The organism is Citrobacter sp. 21OH12SH02A-Citro, from assembly GCF_027919895.1.
Taxonomy (GTDB): domain Bacteria; phylum Pseudomonadota; class Gammaproteobacteria; order Enterobacterales; family Enterobacteriaceae; genus Citrobacter; species Citrobacter braakii.
Genome location: NZ_CP114801.1, coordinates 1,880,098 through 1,898,930 on the forward strand (window position 1 = coordinate 1,880,098; position 18,833 = coordinate 1,898,930).

General features: G+C 53.6%; 22 protein-coding genes and 1 riboswitch. Of the genes, 17 read left to right on the forward strand and 5 right to left on the reverse strand.

All coding sequences use genetic code 11. The features are described 5' to 3' along the window. Positions 1–11 precede the first annotated feature (11 nt). From pduE to pduA, 5 genes are read right to left on the reverse strand one after another with little or no spacing between them, the layout of a single operon-like run. Positions 12–530 (reverse strand): propanediol dehydratase small subunit PduE, encoded by a 519-nt coding sequence (pduE, locus tag O6D90_RS08900; RefSeq protein WP_016156871.1) that lies wholly within the window; start codon positions 528–530, stop codon positions 12–14. Between the two features lie 14 nt (positions 531–544). Then, positions 545–1,219, reverse strand: coding sequence for a propanediol dehydratase medium subunit PduD (gene pduD, locus O6D90_RS08905; protein ID WP_003844241.1), 675 nt, complete (start codon positions 1,217–1,219; stop codon positions 545–547). Between the two features lie 10 nt (positions 1,220–1,229). Beyond that, positions 1,230–2,894: a propanediol dehydratase large subunit PduC gene (gene pduC / locus O6D90_RS08910; RefSeq protein WP_003030249.1), complete on the reverse strand. Its 1,665-nt coding sequence runs from the start codon at positions 2,892–2,894 to the stop codon at positions 1,230–1,232. Between the two features lie 18 nt (positions 2,895–2,912). Further along, on the reverse strand, positions 2,913–3,725 hold the full coding sequence (gene pduB, locus O6D90_RS08915) for a propanediol utilization microcompartment protein PduB (RefSeq protein WP_016153528.1): 813 nt from the start codon (positions 3,723–3,725) through the stop codon (positions 2,913–2,915). Continuing rightward, positions 3,725–4,006 (reverse strand): propanediol utilization microcompartment protein PduA, encoded by a 282-nt coding sequence (gene pduA / locus O6D90_RS08920; RefSeq protein ID WP_003030255.1) that lies wholly within the window; start codon positions 4,004–4,006, stop codon positions 3,725–3,727. The genes pduB and pduA overlap by 1 nt, the downstream gene beginning before the upstream one ends. A 525-nt stretch (positions 4,007–4,531) precedes the next feature. Between pduA and pduF the strand changes: the two genes are divergently transcribed. The 17 genes from pduF to O6D90_RS09005 all read left to right on the forward strand — a co-directional run bounded on the left by pduF (position 4,532) and on the right by O6D90_RS09005 (position 18,825). Next, complete coding sequence (gene pduF, locus O6D90_RS08925) at positions 4,532–5,341, forward strand: propanediol diffusion facilitator PduF (RefSeq protein ID WP_016156870.1); 810 nt, start codon at positions 4,532–4,534, stop codon at positions 5,339–5,341. 201 nt (positions 5,342–5,542) lie between these two features. Then, positions 5,543–6,454: a transcriptional regulator PocR gene (gene pocR / locus O6D90_RS08930; RefSeq protein WP_016153526.1), complete on the forward strand. Its 912-nt coding sequence runs from the start codon at positions 5,543–5,545 to the stop codon at positions 6,452–6,454. A gap of 332 nt (positions 6,455–6,786) precedes the next feature. Further along, a riboswitch (cobalamin riboswitch) is annotated at positions 6,787–6,961 on the forward strand. A gap of 88 nt (positions 6,962–7,049) precedes the next feature. Then, positions 7,050–8,429: a cobyrinate a,c-diamide synthase gene (locus tag O6D90_RS08935; RefSeq protein ID WP_016156869.1), complete on the forward strand. Its 1,380-nt coding sequence runs from the start codon at positions 7,050–7,052 to the stop codon at positions 8,427–8,429. Next, positions 8,426–9,385: an adenosylcobinamide-phosphate synthase CbiB gene (cbiB, locus tag O6D90_RS08940; RefSeq protein ID WP_016156868.1), complete on the forward strand. Its 960-nt coding sequence runs from the start codon at positions 8,426–8,428 to the stop codon at positions 9,383–9,385. Before O6D90_RS08935 ends, cbiB begins: the two co-directional genes overlap by 4 nt. Before the next feature lie 10 nt (positions 9,386–9,395). Further along, positions 9,396–10,028: a cobalt-precorrin-8 methylmutase gene (locus O6D90_RS08945; RefSeq protein WP_008785140.1), complete on the forward strand. Its 633-nt coding sequence runs from the start codon at positions 9,396–9,398 to the stop codon at positions 10,026–10,028. Further along, a complete protein-coding gene (gene cbiD / locus O6D90_RS08950) occupies positions 10,025–11,161 on the forward strand; it encodes a cobalt-precorrin-5B (C(1))-methyltransferase CbiD (protein WP_016153523.1) in 1,137 nt (378 codons plus the stop codon). The genes O6D90_RS08945 and cbiD overlap by 4 nt, the downstream gene beginning before the upstream one ends. Continuing rightward, positions 11,155–11,760, forward strand: a complete 606-nt coding sequence (locus tag O6D90_RS08955) for a cobalt-precorrin-7 (C(5))-methyltransferase (RefSeq protein WP_016156867.1) — start codon at positions 11,155–11,157, stop codon at positions 11,758–11,760. The genes cbiD and O6D90_RS08955 overlap by 7 nt, the downstream gene beginning before the upstream one ends. Next, positions 11,750–12,319, forward strand: coding sequence for a decarboxylating cobalt-precorrin-6B (C(15))-methyltransferase (locus O6D90_RS08960; protein ID WP_016153521.1), 570 nt, complete (start codon positions 11,750–11,752; stop codon positions 12,317–12,319). Before O6D90_RS08955 ends, O6D90_RS08960 begins: the two co-directional genes overlap by 11 nt. Continuing rightward, positions 12,312–13,085: a cobalt-precorrin-4 methyltransferase gene (locus O6D90_RS08965; RefSeq protein WP_003030275.1), complete on the forward strand. Its 774-nt coding sequence runs from the start codon at positions 12,312–12,314 to the stop codon at positions 13,083–13,085. Before O6D90_RS08960 ends, O6D90_RS08965 begins: the two co-directional genes overlap by 8 nt. Then, positions 13,066–14,121 carry a cobalt-precorrin 5A hydrolase gene (cbiG, locus tag O6D90_RS08970; protein WP_016156866.1) on the forward strand — a complete coding sequence of 352 codons (1,056 nt, stop codon included), beginning with the start codon at positions 13,066–13,068 and terminating at the stop codon, positions 14,119–14,121. Before O6D90_RS08965 ends, cbiG begins: the two co-directional genes overlap by 20 nt. Beyond that, complete coding sequence (locus O6D90_RS08975) at positions 14,121–14,846, forward strand: precorrin-3B C(17)-methyltransferase (protein ID WP_003030278.1); 726 nt, start codon at positions 14,121–14,123, stop codon at positions 14,844–14,846. Before cbiG ends, O6D90_RS08975 begins: the two co-directional genes overlap by 1 nt. After that, positions 14,843–15,628, forward strand: coding sequence for a cobalt-precorrin-6A reductase (locus O6D90_RS08980; RefSeq protein WP_016156865.1), 786 nt, complete (start codon positions 14,843–14,845; stop codon positions 15,626–15,628). Before O6D90_RS08975 ends, O6D90_RS08980 begins: the two co-directional genes overlap by 4 nt. Before the next feature lie 10 nt (positions 15,629–15,638). Beyond that, a complete protein-coding gene (cbiK, locus tag O6D90_RS08985; protein WP_016156864.1) occupies positions 15,639–16,433 on the forward strand; it encodes a sirohydrochlorin cobaltochelatase in 795 nt (264 codons plus the stop codon). Then, the gene (locus tag O6D90_RS08990; RefSeq protein ID WP_016156863.1) at positions 16,430–17,143 is read left to right on the forward strand and encodes a cobalt-factor II C(20)-methyltransferase; all 714 of its coding nucleotides are present in this window, start codon (positions 16,430–16,432) and stop codon (positions 17,141–17,143) included. Before cbiK ends, O6D90_RS08990 begins: the two co-directional genes overlap by 4 nt. Next, positions 17,140–17,877 carry a cobalt ECF transporter S component CbiM gene (gene cbiM, locus O6D90_RS08995; RefSeq protein ID WP_016156862.1) on the forward strand — a complete coding sequence of 246 codons (738 nt, stop codon included), beginning with the start codon at positions 17,140–17,142 and terminating at the stop codon, positions 17,875–17,877. Before O6D90_RS08990 ends, cbiM begins: the two co-directional genes overlap by 4 nt. A 2-nt stretch (positions 17,878–17,879) precedes the next feature. Beyond that, positions 17,880–18,161, forward strand: coding sequence for an energy-coupling factor ABC transporter substrate-binding protein (locus tag O6D90_RS09000; RefSeq protein ID WP_006683999.1), 282 nt, complete (start codon positions 17,880–17,882; stop codon positions 18,159–18,161). Beyond that, the gene (locus O6D90_RS09005; RefSeq protein ID WP_016156861.1) at positions 18,148–18,825 is read left to right on the forward strand and encodes an energy-coupling factor ABC transporter transmembrane protein; all 678 of its coding nucleotides are present in this window, start codon (positions 18,148–18,150) and stop codon (positions 18,823–18,825) included. Before O6D90_RS09000 ends, O6D90_RS09005 begins: the two co-directional genes overlap by 14 nt. Positions 18,826–18,833: the final 8 nt, after the last annotated feature.

The following is an 18,833-nucleotide window of genomic DNA, read 5'->3' on the forward strand; positions in this document are numbered from 1 at the left end:
CTGTCCCTGAGTTAGTCGTCGCCTTTGAGTTTTTTACGCTCAACGTACAGCGCTGCCGCTTCACGAACGAAAGCTGCACAGATCTTTGCCTGATAACGATTTTCGAGATCGTCAGCGATAGCCATCAGCTCGTCTTTCGTTGAGCGGTATGGGCGCAGCGCGTTGTAGATCTCAAGAATGCGATCGTCAGGTACAGCGGTTAGCTCAGCGGCGCGCTCGAAGTTCATCGCCAGTCTGTCACGTCCGGCATCTTTGGCGATTTCCGCCTGAAGGCGCAGCGTTTCAGGGGTGATGCGCATGTCCTGCGCCGTCACTTTGTTGCTCAGAACATTTTCGAGCGTGAAGTCATCCAGAGTTTTGTTGGTTGCGGTTTTTACCCACTCAGGATGTTTATTCGCGAGAGGGTAATCCGTGACTTTCGCGGTATGTGCTGATGAACTCGCCGCGGCCGGCGTCGCGGGCTCGCCTTGCAGGCTGTTCATCCGGCTCAGCACATCCCGAACCATCGATTCAATTGCGTCGGTATTCATGGAGTTATCCTTTATCAAAGCGCCACGCGCAGTTCCTGCGGGTTTTTGCCCGTCACGACGTATTTGGTCTCTTTAATGTGCAGAATGGCCGATTTCGCCTGGTACTTAGGACGAGCCATCTGGTCATTCAGAGTAGGGACCGGTTGCGGAGATTCACGCTTGGCATAACGCGCGGCGTTTTTACCGATCTGACGATAGGTTTCCAGCGTCAGAAGTGGTGCCTGAGGGAACAGCTCCAGGTTAGAAAGCGGCGGTAACCCCTGCTGGTGGATTACCGTGGTGCCTTTTGACTGGATGCCGATAGAGATCCCGGAACCGCTCAGACGGTTACCTTCCACGGCGACAAATGCCACATCGGAGGATTTAAAGCAGCGGATAACGCGCGCTTTAATGCCTTCTTCTTCAATACCCGCAATCACTTCGCGCAAGATGTTCTTATGCGGGATCCCTACGATATTGACGGTTTGCGACAGTCCAAACGCGGGACCTACGGCAATAATCACTTCGTCTTGCTGCTGGCCTTGTTTGGCTTCGCCAATCTCGGTCAGAAAGCTGTCGCCCTGCGCCGCTGCAGCCTGTGGTGCGCTAGCCGCTGTCGATGCGCGGAATGAGACGGGTTTGTCGCTGGTTTGCATTTCAGACAGTACGTCTTCAATTATCTGGCGCAGCAGCTTTTCATTGATTTCCATTTTTCACCCCTTAGCCAAGTTCGTTGGGATCAAGTGCGCCAGGGATGTTTTTGATCTCTTCCCAGCGTTCGCCTTGTAGGCGATAACCTGTAGCCGGACCGGCATAGTCATTGACGTCATTTACTGCGGATAGCACCTGTCCGTCGCCAACGATAATGGCGGAGGTATGCAGATAATCCCCGGTTAACTTGGCTTTCTGGATGTTGAGCATGTCCTGAGCGACATCGGTAAACCCGCCCTGAGCAAGGGCTTTCACCACTTCCAGACCGTTACGGTTTTTATTGATGATCTCTTGCGCAAACTTGATATCTTCAACGATGTTTCGCTCCGGCATATCTTTCGAACCGTGGGCGTAAGTCGCCGCTTCCACTTCTTCATCAGTGATTGGCGGTAATCCCATCCCGGCAAAGACGGCCTGCAGTGCACGTGCCGCTTTATTACGAATGGCGATAACGTCTTCTTCACGAACCGGACGCAGACCCCCATCTACCTTGAGGTCTCGCTGGAGAACGTTGTAGTCGTCAAAATCTTCGGCATCCTCGTTCGAACCCGCAAACATATTGTCGTAGTTCGGTACAGCGGAATAACCGGAAGAAATGAAGTCAGTACCCGGCAGGAACTGCATCAGCAGGCGGGCAGTACGACGCATATCCGAGTGGGTAAAGGTTTGGTCGTTACTGGAGGCACACTCCAGATCCAGGGAGGAACAGATCAGGTTTTCAGCTAACACCGCACGAATGCCTGATGGCACAGCGGAAGGCACGCCGATGCAGCTTACTGAACCATTTTGTAAACCCTGTACGCCAGCGGCTTTGGTGATGTAAATACAGCGGGCTTCAAGGTAAAGCATCGATTTACCTTCGGCGTAACCCATCTGAACTTCTGAGCCAGAGCCGGAGGTAAAGCGCATTTTCAGACCGCGTGAGGCGTAGGAAGAGGCGAGGAAACCTTTCGACCATGGCGTGTCATCGCCGTCGGTAAAGACGGGTTCAGTACCATAAACAGAAATGGTTTCCGCATAACAGGTGTGGCCTAACATACCGAGTTTAAGTTCGGTCGCTTCTTCCAGCGAGCACTGGGTTAATACGCCAGGGCGCCCAACCTGTGAGCCGACTAACAGCGCAATGGCGTTAAAGGGTGCATAACGCGCAACGGCAACCGTCGTTTCCTGTTCGTCAAATCCGCGCCAGGCGCCTTCAGCCGCATCAGCGGCAATCTGCACTGGATTATCTTTAACGTTAGTGACGTGCGCCTGCTGAGACGGTGTACGGCGAGCACGCATTTTCTGCATGGCCATCATCATCTCAACGACGTTCATATGGGACACCACTTCGACAATTTTTGCCGGGGTCATTGCGGTGGTCAGCGGCACAATGTCTTTGCGCTTCACGTTAGGGTCGCAAAGCATATTGGCAAGTTTTACTGAGTCCATCGCCATGACTTCTTCAGCGCGCGCCAGGTTAATGCCATAGCGGGCAATGAAATGGTCAATTAAGTCAAATTCACTGGCGGATTTGCCGTCCAGTTCTGTGACTGTACCGTTGACGATTTTAATCGACGGTTTAGGGTCGTTCGGGCTTTCCATCGCAATGAAGCCTTCTTCGATCCACTCCTTAACGAAGCCATCCTGATTCACAGGGCGCTTCGCCAGTGCTTCAAATCTTTTCGATCTCATGAATCAGCCTCACTGATATCAGATGTAGGACGGACGATCGTTTTTCGGTTCTGAGCCGAGGGTCCCGAGTACGGTTTTACCGATTTCGCGGGCGGAGATAACGGCCTGACGCACAGCGCCGGAATCGCCTGAAATGACCAGAATGGCTTCGTTACTGAAGCTGGTGCCATGGGCAGGGGAGCTGTAGGCCACAACTTCCACGTTGGCGGATTTCAGCGCAGTATCAGCCATCAGGACACCAACGGATGCCGGGGCGCCGACGATCACGCCACAGGCACGGCCAATCGGTGCACCAAAGGCTTTTTCCAGCGCGTAGCTGGCGCGTGCGGTGTATTGCATCTCGATGTGACCGGCTTCGTTGGCATACACATCGCCAAAGGTGCGATCCAGTTCTTTCAGCGCAACCTCAATTCCGCGTTTCACGTCGGAAACATCGTTGCCGCCGAGAATAATCAGCGAACCGTGACCCGCGCCGCCTTTGGTATCACGTGGCAACTCAATACTGACGACTTCAGTATTGGTGGCTTTTACCGCTTCATCTGCGGCCATGATGTGCGGGCCTGCACCAGTACGCGCGCCAAGGATGCCAATGGAGCGATACCGTTTTTCAAGTTTCATTGCGTCCAGTAGGGCGCTGTCCACGTTGGCGATTACCAGACCGACGGTGTCGCCAATCGCAGTACCGACAAACTCCGTTAAACTGCAGCTTTTCTCTGCCATAGCCGTTTCTCGTGTTGGAGGATTATTTTCAGGGATAGCCTGCTGTTCCGGCGTTGCCACGCGAGCAATCACCTGCGCCATGATCTGATCAACCAGCTCATTGCTGCTCATTAGCTAATTCCCTTCGGTAAGATTTTTTCTACATCGGTGTGAGGGCGCGGGATGACGTGTACGGCTTTCACTTCTCCCACATTACGTGCTGCGGCGGCACCTGCATCTGTTGCTGCTTTGACTGCGCCAACATCGCCGCGGACAATGACTGTTACCAGCCCCGAACCAATTTTTTCGTAGCCGACCAGCATTACATTGGCTGACTTCACCATTGCATCTGCGGCCTCTATGGCTGCAGTCAAGCCTTTGGTTTCTACCATTCCTAACGCTTCTTGTTGCATAAAGACCTCGCCTGGGTTGTCCCGATGTTCATGACTATAAAAAGAAGCGAGGAAAAAGAATGGCTGACTTGAAATTGAGAGTGAAAAAATAATAGAGGTAAGGTGATATAAAATTGCTATTAATTATTTTAAATTGTTGTTTTTAATGGGTATATTAAATTTCATTAATATGATTATTTAGTTATGTTAGTTCCACATTTACACTTTTTCTGGTGACATTATAAATATCATTTGCTATGCGAAAAAAATGAAATTGTGATGGTGGTTTGAAAACGGATTTCTGCTAATAGCAATATTTTATTGTTTTGAAAATGTCCGTGTAATACGCGTAATCCCGATTGTCTCTAATGTTTTAATAAAGTGCGTAGCAAGAATTTGCTATTGCGCCACGATTTTAAAGGGCAAGCTATCCGCAGAATGCCAACAATTTACTGATACGGCCTTTTATAGTAAGCCTCGAAGTATTCTACTTGCCAGTAAGGAGTCCGCTGGTAAAGACACGAACTCTGCTTAGAAGGTGTCACAATGAACGATTCACTAAAAGCGCAATGCATTGCTGAGTTTTTGGGTACCGGGCTGTTTTTGTTTTTTGGTATTGGCTGCCTGAGCGCTCTGAAAGTCGCAGGTGCCAGCCTGGGATTGTGGGAGATCTGCATCATTTGGGGGCTGGGGATCTCGCTTGCAGTCTACCTGACGGCCGGGATTTCTGGCGCGCATCTCAACCCTGCTATCACCATCGCACTGTGGCTGTTTGCCTGTTTTCCGGGGCGCAAAGTATTACCTTACACTGTGGCGCAGGTCGCGGGGGCCTTTGGTGGCGCTTTGCTGGCTTATTTGCTCTACGGCAGTCTGTTTACCGAGTATGAGTCGGTCCACCAGATGGTGCGCGGCAGTCTGGAAAGCCTGCACCTTGCCAGTATTTTTAGTACTTATCCTGCGGCGGCGCTCAGCGTCTGGCAGGCAGCGTTGGTCGAAGTGGTGATTACCTCCATTCTTATGGGGATGATCATGGCGCTGACTGACGACGGTAACGGCGTTCCTAAAGGTCCGTTGGCACCATTGCTGATTGGTATTCTGGTTGCTGTTATCGGCGCATCCACCGGTCCGCTCACCGGATTTGCGATGAATCCGGCGCGTGATTTTGGTCCTAAATTGTTTGCCTGGATGGCCGGATGGGGAGATGTTGCGATGACCGGCGGGCGTGATATCCCTTATTTCATTGTACCGATTGTGGCCCCTATCATCGGCGCGTGCGCGGGTGCAGCAATTTATCGTTATTTGATTGGCAAAAATTTACCGTGTAATACGTGTAAGCTGGACGAAAATGAGAGCTAGCTTCACAGAAGAAGTTTATTTTTGAAAAGTAAAAACTGTTTTCGTGATCCGGTATCCTGAACTGCCCAAAAAGTCTCCCAAGAATGGGAGACTTTTGTTATGTTCAATTACGACTTTCATCAATGCTCAGGATGGCAGGGTGAAAATGAATGTGAATAATATGTTTTATTTATAACAATAAATTAACTGAGAGGTTTTATCATGATTTCTGCGAGTGCCCTGAACTCAGAACTCATTAATAAAATCGCACAGGATTTTGCGCAGGCCACCAGTCTGGCCGTTGTGGTTGTCAATATTCACGGTGATGAAATTTCTGAGCTTTTTAATTTCACCCCTTTTTGCCAGTTGATGCGTCAGCATCCTCAGCACAGTACCCGTTGTCGTATGAGCGATCGCTGTGGAGGGCTGGAAGCCTCTAAATCCGATCAACCCTGCATCTATCGCTGTCACGCCGGACTTACCGATTTCTCAATTCCGCTGGTCATTGCGGGGCACCTGGTAGGGTTTGTGCTTTGTGGCCAGGTACGCTTAAGTAACGATGTTGGTTTGGTTGATATTCTGAATGTAGATGACCGCTGGCAAGCCGATCCCGAACTGGTCAACGAGTTTCGTAATGTACCGGAAATGGACTATTCGCGAGTCATCGCCTCAGCGGATCTGCTGAAGCTCATCGTAGAAAATTGCCTTAAGAAACAACTTAATTTTGTGGTTATCAAAGATAACCCGCAGCAGTCAGAGCCGGTACGCGCTAACCGCAGTACCAATCCTCATGACAGCAAAATGAAAAAAGCACTGCGTTATATTGATGCGCATTTATCAGACGAATTGCGTCTGGAGGATGTCGCCTCTCATGTTTACCTTAGCCCTTACTATTTCAGCAAATTGTTCAAAAAATATCATGGTATCGGTTTTAACGCATGGGTAAACCAGCAGCGAATGGCCAGTGCAAAAGAGCTGCTTTGCCACAGTGACTGGAGCATAGCCAGCATTGCGCGTAATTTAGGATTTTCGCAAACCAGTTATTTTTGCAAAGTTTTTCGTCAAACGTATCAGGTCACGCCGCAGGCATTTCGCCAACAAATAAATGTCATTTCACGTGGCGAATCCGCTTAAATGGCAATATTTTGCTATTGCCGATTTTTGATATAGGGCGCTATGCCAGTCATTATAAAATGAAAAGTAGCGACAGCAGTCAATAAATTGTCATAGCGCAACAAAATATTAGTATTAGAGGGATAAACTGCACCAGTTTTTATTTTTGTGATGAGATACAGTGTCTCTGTGAATGACTTTCTTTATTCTTTGTTGGCACTTTCATTCAGAATGCGAGCATATGAATAAGTGGGTTTATGCCAGGTAATTGGTTGAATGAACCCGGCAAGATATTAAATTGAATTATTGTCATGAGGTCGTGAATTTACCTCATAACAGAGAGCTTAATTAATCAGGCTCTTGAACTGACAGGTTTGCCACATTTGTGGTAGGGAAGGGGGTGAGAATCCCCCGCAGCCCCCGCTGCTGTGATGCTGACGACCCCGTATTGACCACTGATCGCAAGATTGGGAAGGACGGGTGAGGATGACGCTAAGCCAGAAGACCTGCCTGTCAGTGACTACCAACAACTTCGGTGGGAAGTGGGTGGTTCAGATGCATACAGTCGAGAGACTGGGTATCTTTACACCCCTACCACCCTGAACAGGATCAGGGTATGGCGGCCAATTTTCACGCTTTTGTTCTTGCAGGTACCGGAAGCGGCTGTGGTAAAACCACGGTGACGCTGGGCTTGTTGAGCTTGTTGAAAAAACGCGGTTTACGCGTCCAGCCTTGCAAAGTAGGCCCCGATTACCTTGATACCGGCTGGCATACCGCGGTATGCGGCACTGCTTCCCGCAATCTTGATAGCTTCATGCTTCCCGTCCCCACCCTGAATGCTTTATTTCGCGAGCACATGCAACATGCGGATATCGCCGTTATTGAAGGCGTTATGGGGTTGTATGACGGATACGGCACCGACCCAAACTACTGCAGCACCGCCGCGATGGCCAAACAGTTAGGCTGTCCGGTTATCCTACTGGTTGATGGCAAAGCCGTTTCCACTTCGATCGCCGCGACGGTAATGGGGTTTCAGCATTTTGATCCAACCCTGAATATTGCCGGCGTTATTGTTAACCGGGTTAACAGCGAAACGCATTACCAGCTCCTGAAAGTGGCGATTGAGCGTTACTGCGCTGTACCCGTCTTAGGCTACGTTCCCCGTATGGAAGGCGTTGCGCTTCCCGAGCGTCATCTGGGTTTGGTTACCGCGCGTGAGTCGGTTATCAACCAGCAGCCGTGGCAGGCGTTTGCCGCGACGCTGGAGCAAACCCTTGATATCGACGCGCTGCTGAGATTAAGCCAGTTAGATACGCTTCCTGCTGGTGAATGGCCAGCGCTGCCCGCCGCAGACGCCGGGGCAGGGCTAACGCTTGCCATCGCCGATGACGAAGCGTTCAATTTCTACTACCCGGACAACATTACGCTTCTGGAGCGCACGGGGCTTAAGATTGTCCGTTTTAGCCCGTTGCACGACACCTGTTTACCCGACTGTCAGATGATCTGGCTGGGGGGTGGCTATCCTGAGTTACATGCTGCGGCGTTGGCCCGTAATATTGCAATGCTTAACCAACTGCGGGCGGCGCACCAGCAGGGTGTCGCGATTTATGCCGAGTGCGGGGGGCTGATGTATCTCGGCAGTTCGCTGGAAGACAGCCAGGGTGATACCTGGCTGATGGCGGATATCATTCCCGGTCACAGCAAAATGGGAAAACGTCTGACCCGATTTGGCTACTGCGAAGCGCAGGCCGCGCAGCAAACGTTGTTAGCTGCAGAAGGTGAAGTGCTGCGCGGACATGAATTCCACTACTCCGATTTTACCCCTGAAACCCCCGCGGTGATGAACTGTCGCAAAGTGCGCGATGGCAAAACGCTGCAAGCCTGGTCCGGCGGTTGGCAGGTGGGAAATACCTTTGCCAGCTATCTACACGTTCATTTTGCTCAACGTCCGCAGATGCTTAACCACTGGCTGGCAGCCGCGAGGAGCGCACTATGACCATCCTCGCGTGGTGTGTTGCCTGGCTGCTTGATTTTATCATCGGCGATCCGCAGAACTGGCCGCATCCGGTGCGCTGGATTGGCAATCTGATTTCTGCGGTGCAACGGGTTGTTCGGCGTTACTGCCATAGCGACCGTGCGCTACGCATCGGTGGCGCGGTGATGTGGATTGTGGTGGTGGGGCTGACCTGGGCTGTGTCCTGGGGAGTACTGGCGCTGGCGCACTCTATTCATCCCTGGCTTGGTTGGGTGGTTGAGGTCTGGATGATCTTTGCCGTGCTGGCCGGGCGCTGCCTGGCAAATGCCGCGCAGGATGTCGAGCGTCCGCTACGTGCCGGTAACCTTGCTGCAAGTCGGGAAAAGCTGTCATGGATTGTAGGACGTGATACCTCGCAATTACAGCCACAGCAGATCAATCGCGGCGTAGTGGAAACCGTGGCAGAGAACACCGTTGATGGCATCATCGCGCCGCTGTTCTTCTTGCTCCTCGGCGGTGCGCCTCTGGCGATGGCCTACAAAGCGGTAAACACCCTTGACTCCATGGTGGGTTACAAACATGAAAAATACCGCGCTATCGGTATGGTCAGCGCTCGTCTGGACGATGTCGCAAATTATATTCCCGCGAGACTAAGTTGGCTGCTGCTGGGCGCAGCGGCATTTTTATGTCGCCAGGACGGCGCGCGTGCTTTGCAGATTGGCTGGCGCGATCGCTACAACCACAGCAGCCCAAACTGCGCGTGGTCAGAAGCGTCCGTTGCCGGGGCATTAGGAATTCGTCTGGGTGGTCCTAATGACTACTTTGGCGAGCGCGTTGAGAAACCGTGGATCGGTGATGCACAACGCGACATTTCGGTAGACGACATTTCCCATACGATTCGATTGATGTGGGTGGCATCGATGCTGGCACTGGCGCTGTTTATTGCGCTGCGGTGGCTGCTGGTCGGTGTAGCCTGAGGACAACACAATGCAATATATCCAGCAACCCCAGGCGATTGAGGCCAAAAGTTTCGACATTATTGGCGAGATCATCCGTGAAACCCGCCCGGACTATCAGTTTGCCAGCCCGTTACATGAAGCCATTATCAAGCGGGTTATTCACACGACAGCGGATTTCGACTGGCTGGACATTCTGTGGTTTTCCAGTGATGTGCTGGAGCAGTTCTGTGCGGCGCTTAGCCGTTCGAGCGTGATTTATACCGATACCACTATGGCCCTTTCCGGGATTAATAAAACGCTGCTGGCAAAATTCGGTGGCGAATGCCGCTGCTACATCAGCGACCCGCGGGTCGTGCGGACGGCAAAAGAGCAGGGCATTACCCGGTCAATGGCGGCCGTTGACATTGCGGTGAAGGAAGAGGGGGAAAAGCTGTTTGTGTTTGGCAACGCGCCGACAGCGCTGTTCCGCCTGCTTGAGCATGATGTGGCCGTCAGTGGCGTAGTTGGTGTACCGGTTGGGTTCGTCGGTGCAGAAGAGTCGAAAGATGCACTGACCCAAAGCAATCTGCCCGCCATTGCTGCGTTAGGTCGTAAAGGAGGAAGTAACGTCGCCGCCGCGATCGTCAACGCCATGCTTTATCACATGCAGGGGGCGCGATGAGCGAGTCCTTCGATACGCCTGTGTGGCACAACGGTAAAGCGCTGCGTAAAGGATATACCACGGGATCGTGCGCGACGGCGGCGGCAAAAGTGGCGGCGCTGATGGTATTGCGCCAACACCTGATCCATCAGGTTTCTATCGTGACGCCATCAGGTGTGACGCTGTGTCTGAACGTAGAGTCACCGCATATCGAAGGACAGCAGGCGATAGCCGCCATCCGCAAAGACGGTGGCGATGATGTGGATGCCACTCACGGCATGCTGATTTTTGCCCGCGTGACGTTAAACGATAGCAAAGAGATAACCCTTCAGGGCGGGGAAGGCGTTGGCACGGTAACCCGCAAAGGGATCGGCCTGCCAGTGGGCAGTTCGGCGATTAATCGCACACCTCGTCAGACCATTGAGTCTGCGGTTCGTGAGGCGATTGGTCCGAATCGTGGGGCGCAAATTGAAATTTTCGCGCCGGAAGGCGAAGAGCGGGCGCAAAAAACCTACAACTCCCGCCTTGGCATTCTGGGCGGCATTTCGATCATTGGTACGACTGGGATCGTCACGCCGATGTCTGAAGAAAGCTGGAAACGTTCACTGTCGCTGGAGCTGGAAATTAAGCGAGCGGCGGGGCTGGAGCGTGTCGTACTGGTGCCAGGAAACCACGGCGAACGTTTTGTGCGTGAGCAGATGGGGATCGACACCCAGGTTGTGGTCACTATGAGCAATTTTGTCGGCTACATGATTGAAGAAGCCGTACGTCTGGGGTTCCGACAAATTGTGCTGGTGGGACACCCTGGTAAGCTCGTCAAAATTGCGGCGGGGATCTTTCATACCCACAGCCATATTGCCGATGCTCGCATGGAAACGCTGGTGGCCCACCTCGCGTTACTGGGGGCGCCGCTGGAGCTGCTCACGCTGGTCAGCGACTGCGATACCACCGAGGCGGCGATGGAACACATAGAAGCATACGGTTTTCAGCACATTTACAACCATCTGGCTAAGCGCATCTGTATGCGCGTCCTGCAAACGTTGCGCTTTACCAAAAATCCCCCGACCTGTGACGCCATCATGTTCTCTTTTGATAATCAGGTGCTTGGAAGTAATCGCCCGGTCGCAGAGATTGCTGAGGAGATGCAATGTTAACCGTTGTAGGGATGGGGCCAGCCGGTTTGCATTTGATGACGCCTGCGGCGCGTGAAGCGGTCGCAACGGCTGATGTTCTGGTCGGTGGAAAGCGACATTTGCAGCAATTCCCGGATTTTACCGGTGAACAGTTTGTTCTCGGCGCCAATATTCTCGAACTTTTGAACTGGATTTGCGCGCACCAGGAGCAACGCGTTGTGGTGCTGGCATCTGGCGATCCGCTGTTTTACGGCATCGGGACGCGCATGGTGGCACATTTCGGTATTGAAAATGTGCGCATTATTCCCGGTATTAGCGCGGTGCAGTACCTGTGTGCGCAGTCCGGTATTGATATGAACGATATGTGGCTGACCAGTAGCCATGGTCGCAGCGTCTGTTTCGATGAACTGGCGCGACATAACAAGGTGGCGATGGTGACAGATGCGCAGTGCGGCCCGCGTGAAATTGCGCAGCAGCTCATTACACGAGGCAAGGGACATCGCTGGATGGTGATTGGCGAAAACCTGGCAATGGAAAACGAACGGATCCATTTCCTGCCTGTGAGCGAAGTTAACGCCGACTATGACATGAATGCAGTGGTGATCCTTGATGAAAGATGAGCTGTTTTTACGTGGAGAGAAAGTGCCGATGACCAAAGAAGCGGTACGTGCACTTGCCCTCTCAAAACTTGAATTACACCGCGCCAGTCACCTGATTGATATTGGCGCGGGAACCGGCAGCGTGTCGATAGAAGCCGCGCTGCAATACCCTGGATTGCGCGTGACGGCAATCGAGCGTAACCCGGCGGCGCTCAGGTTATTGGATGAAAACCGCCAGCATTTTGCCTGTGCAAACATCGACATTTTTCCCGGTGTTGCGCCGATGACCATCGCTGAAAAAGCCGACGCTATTTTCATGGGCGGCAGCGGTGGCCATTTGACTGAACTGATTGACTGGTCAATGCGTCAATTGCATCCCGCAGGGCGGCTGGTGATGACATTCATCCTCCAGGAAAACCTCAACACCGCGCTGGCACATCTGGACCATCTTGGCGTACCGGGAGTGGATTGCCTGCAGCTACAGGTTTCCTCGCTTACCACGCTTGGCAGTGGTCACTATTTCAAACCGAATAACCCCGTATTTGTTATCGCCTGTCAGAAGGAAGGAAACCATGTCTGAGATTTTTGATCCCCGTAGCGTGTGGTTTGTTGGCGCAGGTCCTGGCGATCGCGAGCTGATTACCCTCAAAGGTTACCGGTTGCTACAGCAGGCGCAGGTTGTTATCTACGCCGGATCGCTGATTAACACCGAACTGCTGGAATATTGTCCTGCTGGTGCTGAATGCCACGACAGCGCTGAACTGCATCTGGAGCAGATCCTTGATCTGATGGAAGCCGGAGTGAAAGCGGGTAAGACCGTGGTGCGTCTGCAAACCGGCGATGTTTCGCTGTACGGTTCCGTGCGCGAGCAGGGCGAGGAACTGACCAAACGTGGGATTGACTGGCAGGTGGTGCCCGGCGTCAGCGCATTCCTTGGTGCGGCGGCGGAGTTGGGCGTTGAGTATACCGTGCCTGAGGTCTCACAGAGCCTGATCATTACCCGCCTGGAAGGACGCACGCCGGTGCCGGAGCGCGAACAGCTGGAGTCATTTGCCAGTCACCAGACATCTATGGCGATTTATCTGTCCGTTCAGCGTATTCATCGTGTGGCCGAGCGTTTGATTGAAGGCGGTTATCCGGCGACCACGCCCGTGGCGGTGATCTACAAGGCAACCTGGCCGGAAAGCCAGACCGTGCGCGGTACCCTGGCGGATATTGGCGACAAGGTTCGTGATGCGGGCATCCGTAAAACGGCCCTTATTCTGGTCGGTAATTTCCTGGGCTCGGAGTATCACTACTCCAAACTCTATGCGGCGGACTTTAGCCATGAATACCGTAAAGCCTGAGTCAATTGCGCTTTTTTGCCTGACCCCGGGAGGCGTTACGCTGGCAAAACGTCTGGCGGCCATGCTGCCGGTCACCTGTTTTACCAGTGAAAAGCTGCTGGAGGAGGGATTCATTCCTTTCGAAAACGGCTTTGCGAATACCGCCCGCGAAGCGTTTGCGAATTACTCGGCGCTGATTTTTATCGGTGCGACCGGCATTGCGGTGCGCGTGCTGGCCCCGCTGGTCAACGACAAATTTTGCGATCCGGCGGTGGTGGTCATTGATGAACGCGCCCAGCATGTCATCAGCCTGCTCTCCGGTCACGCGGGCGGTGCCAATGCGCTGGCGCGGTATCTGGCGGGCATGTTGGGCGCCGATCCGGTGATCACCACTGCGACGGATGTCAACGATATGGCGGCACTGGATACGCTGGCATTTCAACTGAATGCCCGGATGTGTGATTTCCGTTCGGCGGTGAAGATCGTTAATCAGATGCTGGTCAGTAATAAGCGGGTGGGGCTGTGGTGGGATGATGAACTGACGCAGGATGTCAGTCATTGCGACCGGCGCGGATTTATCACGGTAACCGATCTCAATCAGCTTCCTGAACTGGATGCGCTGGTGTGTATCACCTTACGCACCAATTTGCCCGATCTGCCTGTTCCGCACTGGAAGCTGGTGCCACAACGTGTTGTGGCCGGAATTGGTTGTCGTCGTGACACGCCGTTCCCGTTGCTGGCCGCGCTGCTTGCCAGGCAACTCGAAGCCCAGCAGCTCGATCCGCTGGCGCTTAAAGCGATTGGCAGTATCACGCTGAAAAAAGATGAACAGGGACTTATCCAACTGGCTTCGTGCTGTCGCGTTCCTTTCGAAACCTTTACTGCTGACGCGCTGCGTGAGCATGAACACCGTTTTCCGGCCTCATCGTTTGTTCGCAAAACGGTGGGTACAGGAAGCGTTTCCGGTCCTGCAGCCTGGCTGCTGAGCCACGGAAAACTGTTAGGCGAGACCCTGCGAGAACAGGGCGTCACTATCACTTTGGGAGTTTCACACTGATGTTAAGCGTAATTGGAATTGGCCCTGGCTCGCAGGCAATGATGACCATGGAAGCCGTTGAAGCATTGCAGGCAGCGGAAATCATCGTTGGCTATAAAACCTACACCCACCTGGTAAAAGCGTTCACTGGCGACAAGCAGGTGATCAAAACCGGGATGTGCAAAGAGATTGAACGCTGCCAGGCGGCGATCGAACTGGCGCAGGCAGGTCACAATGTGGCGCTGATCAGCAGCGGTGATGCAGGGATTTACGGTATGGCCGGGCTGGTGCTTGAGCTGGTCAGCAAGCAAAAGCTGGACGTTGAGGTCAGGCTGATCCCAGGAATGACGGCCAGCATTGCCGCCGCCTCTTTGCTGGGCGCGCCGTTGATGCACGACTTCTGCCACATCAGCTTGAGCGATCTGTTAACACCGTGGCCAGTTATCGAAAAACGTATAGTGGCTGCCGGCGAAGCAGACTTTGTAATCTGTTTCTACAACCCGCGCAGTCGGGGTCGCGAAGGACATCTGGCACGCGCATTTGAGCTGCTTTCTGCCAGCAAGAGCGCGCAAACGCCGGTGGGTATTGTGAAGTCAGCCGGACGTAAAAAACAGGAAAAATGGTTGACCACCCTGGGTGAAATGGACTTTGAACCGGTTGATATGACCAGCCTTGTGATCGTTGGCAACAAAACAACCTATGTTCAGGACGGCCTGATGATCACGCCACGAGGTTATGTGCTGTGAATTACGGTGATGTGTTGGTCATGGGCGGTACCAGCGATGCGCGCATGCTGTGCCAGCAACTGGACGCAGCCAATGTGGCCTACACCCTGTCAGTTGCGACTCCAACGGGGAAGCAACTGGCGGGAGATATCAAAGGTCAGGTGCGCTGCGGGCGTCTGGAGCGCGAACAAATGATTGCCTGGCTACAGGAGAATCGGACGCGCTGGGTGATAGACGCCTCGCATCCGTATGCCGAGGTGGTGAGTCGCAACATCATGAACGCCTGCGAAGCGGCGGGGGTACTGCTGAGCCGCTATCAACGTCCTGAGCAGTTGAGCGGTTTAACCCATCCGCAGCTTTATACCGTACAGAGTATTCAGCAAGCCTGCGAGGTTGCGCGCCGCTTCGGTGACCGCGTGCTGCTGACGACCGGCAGTAAAGATCTGGCTATCTGGCGCGAAGGGTTGCCTGAAAAAACGCTGCTGGCGCGCGTCCTGCCTGTACCCGAGGTTATTCAGCAATGCGCGGACCTGGGATTTGGCGTCGGTGAGATTTTTGCATTGTGCGGGCCGTTTAGCGCCGAGTTCAACGCTGCGTTTTATCGCCAGTGTCAGGCTGATGTGGTGATCACTAAGGCATCCGGTGCGGAAGGTGGTTATCAGGAAAAAGTTCAACCTTGTCTGGATGCTGGTATCCCCTGCATCGTGATTACACGTCCGGCACCGTTGGTGACGGGAGAAGAGTTACTGGAAAGTCAGGCCGCCTTTGGGGCGCGTTTAACGCGCTGGCTGGCCGCTGCTTAAGGAGTTAGAGATGAAAAAGGCGCTTCTGGTGGTCAGCTTTGGCACCAGCTATCACGACACCTGTGAGAAAAATATTGTGGCTTGCGAGAGCGATCTCGCAGCCAGTTGCCCTGACCGCGACCTGTTTCGGGCGTTTACCTCCGGGATGATTATCCGCAAGCTCAAGCAGCGCGACGGCATTGAGATCGACACGCCGCTGCAGGCGCTGCAAAAGCTGGCGGATCAGGGGTATCAGGACGTGGCTATTCAGTCGTTGCACATTATCAACGGTGATGAATACGAAAAAATTGTCCGCGAAGTGCAAAGCATGCGCCCGCTTTTTTCTCGCCTGACGCTGGGTGTTCCGCTGCTGAGCAGCCATGACGATTACGCCCAGCTGATGCTGGCGCTGCAACAGCAAATGCCGGTGCTTGGCGAAAATGAAAAAGTGGTGTTTATGGGACACGGTGCCAGCCATCATGCCTTTGCCGCCTATGCCTGCCTCGACCATATGATGACGGCACAGCGCTACCCGGCGCGGGTTGGGGCGGTGGAAAGCTACCCGGAAGTCGATGTGCTGATTGAAAGTTTGTCTCAGGAAGGGGTGACGGCGGTGCATCTGATGCCGCTGATGTTAGTTGCTGGCGATCATGCCATCAATGATATGGCCTCTGACGAAGAGGATTCCTGGAAAACATTGTTCAATGCGGCCGGGATACCGGCTACGCCGTGGCTCAGTGGTCTGGGTGAGAATCCGGCGGTTCGCGCTATGTTCGTGGCGCATTTACAACAGGCGCTTAATGTGGCGCTGGAGGAAGCAGCATGAGCGGAAAACTGTACGCATTAAGCACCGGGCCAGGCGCTTCCGATCTTATCACCGTGCGGGCCGCACGCACGCTGGGTACGCTGGATATTCTCTATGCGCCCGCCGGGCGCAAAGGTGGCGACAGTCTGGCGCTGTCGATCGTACGTGAATATATCGGCGAGCAGACCGAAGTTCGCTGCTGCCATTTTCCTATGAGTGCTGACAGCGCCGAAAAAGAGGCGGTATGGGATGACGTTGCGGCCGCGCTGGTTCAGGAAGTCGAAGCGGGTAAGCAGGTGGGCTTTATTACACTCGGCGACGCCATGCTGTTCAGCACCTGGGTTTTTTTACTCCAGCGTATTGGCTGTCCTGACTGGTTAGAAATCGTCCCGGGCGTGACCTCTTTCGCTGCGATTGCCGCGCGGTCAAAAACGCCGCTCGCCATGGAGCAACAGTCACTGGCCGTGGTCTCCTGTACCGCGCCGGAAGCGGAAATCCAGCAGGCGTTAAAGCAGCATGACAGTCTGGTGCTGATGAAGGTATACGGTCGTTTTGCGCGCATCAAAGCGCTGCTGCAACAAGAGGGTTTGTTGGGCTGTGCATTGATGATGTCTGAAGCCACGCTGCCGGGTGAACAGTGCTGGCGTCATCTCGATGAGGTGAGCGACGATCAGCCGCTGCCTTATTTCTCGACCATTCTGGTCAATAAACAGTGGGAGTATGCACAATGAAGCTTGAACAACAGCTAAAACAGCTGTCTTTCAGCGGGTTGGCTGCGGCGCTATTACTGATGGTTGTTCCTGAACAAGCGTTCGCCATGCACATAATGGAAGGTTTCTTGCCGCCGATGTGGGCGCTGGCCTGGTGGCTGCTGTTTTTGCCGTGCCTGTGGTACGGGCTGGTGCGGCTGCGGCAAATCGTGCAGCAAGATAGTCACCAAAAAGTGTTACTGGCTCTGTGCGGCGCGTTTATTTTTGTGCTGTCGGCGCTGAAAATTCCTTCTGTTACCGGAAGTTGTTCGCACCCTACCGGGGTAGGCCTGGCGGTTATCCTGTTTGGACCGGGCGTGGTGGCAATCCTCGGGGCAATCGTCCTGCTGTTCCAGGCGCTGTTGCTGGCGCACGGTGGTTTGACAACGCTTGGCGCTAACGGCATGTCGATGGCGGTGATTGGCCCGGTAGTGGGTTACATGGTATGGAAAATGGCCTGCCGTGCGGGGTTGCGTCGTGATGTTTGCGTCTTCCTGTGCGCGATGCTGGCGGATCTCGTCACCTATTTCGTGACCTCGGTGCAACTGGGCGTGGCGTTCCCGGACCCATCCGCCGGTGCTACGGGGTCAATCATCAAGTTCATGGGGATTTTCTGCCTGACGCAGATCCCAATTGCGATAGCGGAAGGTCTGCTCACCGTAATGATTTATGACCAGTTAACCAAACGGCAGTTGATTACCGCTCAAGGACATTAACGATGAAAAAGACGCTGATTTTGTTAGGGATGGTAGTGGCGCTGGTGATCCTGCCGTTCTTTATCAACCATGGTGGAGAGTACGGTGGCTCAGACGGTGAGGCGGAGAGTCAGATTCAGGCAATTGCCCCACATTATGAGCCGTGGTTCCAGCCGTTGTATGAACCGGCAAGCGGTGAGATTGAAAGCCTGCTGTTTACGCTCCAGGGATCGCTGGGCGCAGCCGTGATTTTCTACATTCTGGGTTACACCAAGGGCAGGCAACGCCGTGATGACCGGGCTTGACAGGCTTAGCTATCAAAGCCGCTGGTTTCATGTCTCACCCGTGCGGAAATTTCTGCTCTGGCTGATGATGATGATTCTGGCGTTTACTCTGCCCCCGTTGGGGCAGGGTATTGAGCTGTTACTGATTGCCGCGCTGAGCTGCTGGCTGCTGCGCATTTCCTTCTGGCGCTGGTGTCGCTGGATGGCATTACCGTTTGGTTTTCTGACGGTCGGCGTCGTGACCATTCTGTTTAGTTTTAGCCGCGATCCGCAGACGCTGCTGGCCAGCATCCCCGTTGGAAGCTATTGGTTAGGCGTTAGCGCGCCAGGGCTTGTCACCGCCAATGAAACCTTCTGGCGCAGCCTGGCTGCGCTGGCGGCAACGTTCTGGCTGGTACTGAATCTGCCGTTTCCGCAATTGATTATCTTGCTCAAACGCGCGCACGTTCCTCGCCTGCTCACTGAGCAGATCCTGCTAACCTGGCGCTTTATTTTTATCCTGTTAGACGAGGCGCTGGCTATTCATCGCGCACAAACGCTACGTTTTGGTTATCGTAGCTTGCCGTTGGGCTATCGCTCGCTGGCGATGCTGGTGGGATTGCTGTTTACTCGCGTGTTGATCCGCTACCAGCAAATGACCACCACACTGGATATCAAACTGTATCAGGGTGATTTTCACCTGTAAGGAAAAGT